4 protein-coding genes and 1 pseudogene are annotated in these 4,467 nt (G+C 76.7%); 2 read left to right on the top strand and 3 right to left on the bottom strand.

Annotation, left to right across the window (positions count from 1 at the left end):
* The 3 genes from VR44_RS36420 to VR44_RS36410 all read right to left on the bottom strand — a co-directional run.
* A partial coding sequence (locus VR44_RS36420; protein ID WP_045951944.1) for an amino acid permease occupies positions 1-405 on the bottom strand: 405 nt, incomplete at its 3' end.
* 76 nt (positions 406-481) lie between these two features.
* Positions 482-2,632 (bottom strand): phage holin family protein, encoded by a 2,151-nt coding sequence (locus tag VR44_RS36415; RefSeq protein ID WP_045951943.1) that lies wholly within the window; start codon positions 2,630-2,632, stop codon positions 482-484.
* A 164-nt stretch (positions 2,633-2,796) separates the two neighbouring features.
* Positions 2,797-3,201, bottom strand: coding sequence for a hypothetical protein (locus VR44_RS36410; RefSeq protein WP_045951942.1), 405 nt, complete (start codon positions 3,199-3,201; stop codon positions 2,797-2,799).
* 136 nt (positions 3,202-3,337) lie between these two features.
* Between VR44_RS36410 and VR44_RS36405 the strand changes: the two are divergent.
* Together VR44_RS36405 and VR44_RS36400 are read left to right on the top strand one after the other, a co-directional pair.
* A pseudogene (locus tag VR44_RS36405) lies at positions 3,338-4,031 on the top strand (MBL fold metallo-hydrolase).
* A partial coding sequence (locus VR44_RS36400) for a DedA family protein (protein WP_425424564.1) occupies positions 4,028-4,467 on the top strand: 440 nt, incomplete at its 3' end. The pseudogene VR44_RS36405 and the gene VR44_RS36400, both read left to right, overlap by 4 nt.

Genomic DNA, 4,467 nt, shown 5'->3' with positions numbered 1-4,467 from the left:
GGCGAGGGCGGCGTTGGAGACCCAGGCGGTCATCCAGTAGCTGTACGCGGCGAGGAAGCCCGCGAAGTCGCCGAAGGCGGCGCGTACGTAGACGTAGGGGCCGCCGGTCTGCGGGTGGCGCTCGGCGAGGCGGCCGAAGACCAGGGCGAGGGCTATGGCGCCGACGGTCAGGACGGCGAAGGCCAGGAGGCTGATGGTGCCGAAGGGCGCGACCGAGGCCGGGAGCAGGAAGATCCCGCCGCCGATGACGTTGCCCATGACGAGGCAGATGGCGACGGGGAGGCCGAAGCGGCGGGTGTGCCGGTCGGCCGGCGCGGGTCCCCGTCCGGACGTGAGCGGCGCTCGGGTTCCGTCGGCCCCGGGGGCGGTGCTTTCCTCGACGGGCGGGGCTGCGGTGCTGGTCATCGGTGGTGCGCCTCTGGATGTCTCACATGGTGGGCAGGTGGAACACATGGTCGACCACGGGGGAGGCCGCGCCAAATCACCGGGTTTCGTCCGGCACCGGACCCGGTGCGGACGGAAGGGTTCCGCTCGAATCGGCTTCCAGCCGACGATCCTGCGGCCGATGATCGTCCGGCCGTGAGTCCTCCGGCAGCGGCGTCATGGCGGGCAGGGCGGGCAGGGGAACCTGGGGGCCGTCGTGCTCGCGCAGCCAGCGGCGCAGGACCTCGTGGACGGCTTCGGCGCCCACCAGCTCCGGATCCGGCTGCGAAAGGTCCGTGGGCCACATCAGGAAGGGGCGCCCCTGCTCCCCGCCCAGGCCGCCGTGCGAGCCGATCTGCTCCTCGAAGGCGTGCACGGTCCCCGCGCGGGGGTCGTACGCGGAGTTGACCATGACATCGGCGACGTGCGGGAAGGAGTCCGTCCGGCGCACCGCGTCCGCCGCGCCCGGCCCGAACGCGGCGAGGAGCTCCTCCGCCGCCCCCGGTACGTCGAGCCGCGCCGAGGCCCCGCCGGGGCCCAGCACCTCCCCGTCGACCAGCAGGAAGCCCACCCCCGGGTGGCCCGCCAGGGTGGGGAGCAGGGCGGGGTACGCCCGTTCGATCCGCCGGCGCGTGGCCCGGCCCGGCAGGTCGGGGAAGGAGATCAGCCCCAGGTTGCCCGAGGCCAGCACCACCGGGTCGGATCCCGAACCGGACCGGGCCTCCTCCCCGTCCTCCTCCACGGGCCGGTGCAGGGCCGCCAGCACCGCCGCCCGGGCCTCGGCCCCGCTGCGGGTGCGGCCGGCCCGGCGGGAGACGGGGAGGCCGCAGCCCGCGCGGACGAGGTCCTCCAGGGCGAGCCCGTAGCGGCTGAGGAAGGTCTCCCCCGGGCTCTGGCCGTGGTCCGACAGCAGGACGAACCGGTACTCGCGCGGGGCGTGCTCGGCGACCCGGGCGATCAGCGCGAGGCTCCGGTCGAGCCGGGCGAGCACCCGGTCGGTGTCCCGGCCGTGCGGGCCGGAGTGGTGGGCGACCTCGTCGTAGGCCACCAGGTCCGCGTAGACGGCCGACCGGCCCGCGAGCAGGTCCCCGATCACCGCCGAGACCACCACGTCCCGCTCGACGACCGTCGCGAAGGCCCTGATCAGCGGGTACAGCCCGCCGCGCGCCACCCGGGGGTGCTCGGCGCGCAGCCGCGAGCGCAGCGACTGGCCGACCTCCCGGCCCGCCTCGGCGACGAAGGACAGCGCGGTGCGGACGGCGTTGGCCGGGTCGGAGAAGTACGCGAAGTAGCCGGCCCGGGAGCGGTTGGCGCGGCCGCGCCGGGCCGCGACCGAGAGCACCAGCGCCAGCTGGTCGGCGCCCCCGCTGAACAGGTTGCCCCGGCTGGCCCCGTCCAGGCTGAGCAGCCCGCCGTCCCGGGTGCGCGCCACGGCCCGGCGCTGGAGTTCGGCGGCGCTGGTGGGCCGGTTGCAGACCATCACCTCGCCGGTGTCCTTCTCGTACCAGCGGAAGGCCGGCACGTCGTGGTTGGAGCCGTGCAGGATGCCCAGCTGGCTGGCGCCGGTCTGGCTGGACCAGTCGGTGCGCCAGGGCATGACCCGGTGGCTGTGCTCCAGCCAGCCGGCCACCGTCGGCATCAGCCCGTCGGCGGCCGCCCTGCGCAGCACCCCGTAGCCGACCCCGTCGAGCTGGAGGAAGACCAGCCCCGGGCCGCCGCCCGGGGGCGGGCCGCGCCGGCGGCGGCGCCGGGCGGCCAGCCGGTACAGCCGGCGGCGGTACGCCTCGTCGTCGCGGACCGCGAGGGCGGTGGAGGTGGCCGAGGCGACGGCGGACATCACCGCGGCGACGACCACCGCCGTCTGGGGGGCGGCGGCCGCCCCGCGGTCGTCGGGGATCAGGCTGAGGGCCATGAGGAGCAGGGAGCCGTTGAGGAAGAAGACGAGCAGCCCGAGCACCAGCGCGGGCACCAGCAGCAGGGCCCGTACGACGACCGGCCAGACCAGGGCGGTCAGCAGGCCGAAGGCGCCGGCGCCCCAGGCGGCGGTCAGCCCGACGCGGGTGACGCTGTCGCCGTCGGCCGACTGGAGACGGAAGTCGGGCAGGATCCGGGCGAGCACGAGCAGGGTGAGCGTGGACACCGCCCACACCAGGAGCACCCGCACCAGCGCGCCGCCCGCGGCCCGCCAACACCCTCGCCACCGCGCCATGACGCACCTGCCTCGTGTCCGCCCCCGCCCCGGGGTGCCCCCGGGCCCGCGCCCCGCCCGCGGTCCCCTCGCCAGCGTCGCACAGGGCGGCCCGGGAGGCCGGTCGTCACGGATGGCGCACGGGAGTACGAGGCCGGGCGGCCCGGTTTCCCGGTCCCCGGTCCTCAGGTGCCGTCGTAGCCGGCGGTCGGCATGGACAGCCTGCGGTGCACCTCGGCCTTCATGGCGGGGGTGTAGCGCGGCTCGTCGAGTCCGGCCGTCTCCAGGCGGACGCCGCGCCGCGCGCACTCGGCGGTGAACTCCTCGACGGAGCGCAGCGCGCGGGCCAGGACCCGCGGGTTGGGGGCGACGAACAGGTCGACCTGGCCGGCGTCCACGTCGCGCCAGAGCCCGCAGTGGTCTGCCCGCAGTCCGTAGAGGAGCAGCTGCCGGGTGACCACGTAGCCCTGTGCGGCGGCCCAGCGCGCGCACATGGCGTGCTGGCTCCGGGTGTCCACGGCGAAGGGGTCGGCATCGAGTTCTTCGAGCGGGGCCAGGCTGGCGATCGCGGCCACGCGCAGCGCATCCATGGCGCCCGACCCTACTCCGATCCGGGCCCGGGGAGGAGGGGGCCGCCGAGTTCCGCTTCCAGGCGAACCGGCCGGGGAATGCCTAGGCTCGACGGGGACGGGGACGGGGACGGGGACCAGGGAAGGGGGTGCGGGGGTGCCGGTAGAGATCACCTGGTGGGGGCACGCCACCTGCACGGTGCGGGACTCGGGGGTGCGGGTGCTGACGGATCCGCTGTTCGCCCGGCGGTTCGCGCACCTGCGGCGCCGTCGTGGGGCGGTGCCGCCGCCGGAGGCGGCCGAGGCGGAGGCGGTGCGGGGCGGGCCGGGCGGTGCCGGGGCTGGCGCGGCTGGCGCGGGCGCGGGGCCTGGTGGTGACGGAGGTGGTCCCGGGCGAGGAGGTCGGCGTCGGGGAGGGCGTACGGGTGCGGGCGGTGAGCGCGCGGCACGACGGGCGGAGGGTGCCGTTCGGGCCGCAGCGGGTGCGGGCGCTGGGGTACGTGGTCCAGGGCGCGGCCCGGACGTACTTCGCCGGGGACACGGGACCGTTCGACACGATGGCCGAGGAGACCGGGCCGGTGGACGTGGCCCTGCTGCCGGTGGGCGGCTGGGGGCCGTACCTGGGTCCCGGGCACCTGGACGCGGGGGCGGCGGCGCGGGCGCTGGTGGGGCTGGCGCCGCTGGCGGCGGTGCCGGTGCACTACGGGACCTACTGGCCGATCGGCATGGACGCGGTGCGGCCGCACGAGTTCCATGCGCCGGGCGGGGAGTTCGCCCGGCTGGCGGGGGTGCTCGCGCCGAAGGTGGCGGTGCGGGTCCCGGCGCACGGGGAGCGGGTGCGGCTGCCGTGACGGTGTGGTGGCTGGGGGCTGCGGAGGTGGTGGGGCGGGTGCCGCCGGAGACCACCCAGCGGGCGGTGGGCTACCCGGCGTTGTTCGTTCTGGTGGCGCTGGGGGCGCTGGTGCCGGTGATCCCGACGGGGGCGCTGGTGAGTTCGGCGGCGGTGGTGGCGTTCCATCAGCGGACGCTGCCGCTGGGGGTGCTGGTGGTGATCGGGGTGGCGGCACTGGCGGCCTTCACCGGGGACCTCGCCCTGTACTGGCTGGGGCAGCGCGGGGTGCGCTCGCGGGGCGGTTCGCGCCTGCTGGAGTCCCTGCGCCGGCGGGCCGCGCCGGAGCGGCTGGAGCGGGCGCGGGTGCGGCTGGAGGAGCACCGGGTACTGGTGCTGGTGCTGTCGCGGCCGGTTCCGGCGGGCCGGATCCCGGTCATGCTGGCCTGCCTCCTGGT

The organism is Streptomyces katrae (assembly GCF_000966975.1).
In the GTDB taxonomy this organism is placed as follows: Bacteria; Actinomycetota; Actinomycetes; order Streptomycetales; family Streptomycetaceae; genus Streptomyces; species Streptomyces katrae.
The sequence above is the reverse complement of the archived record's forward strand: the minus strand, read 5'-3'. Positions and strand labels throughout refer to the sequence as shown.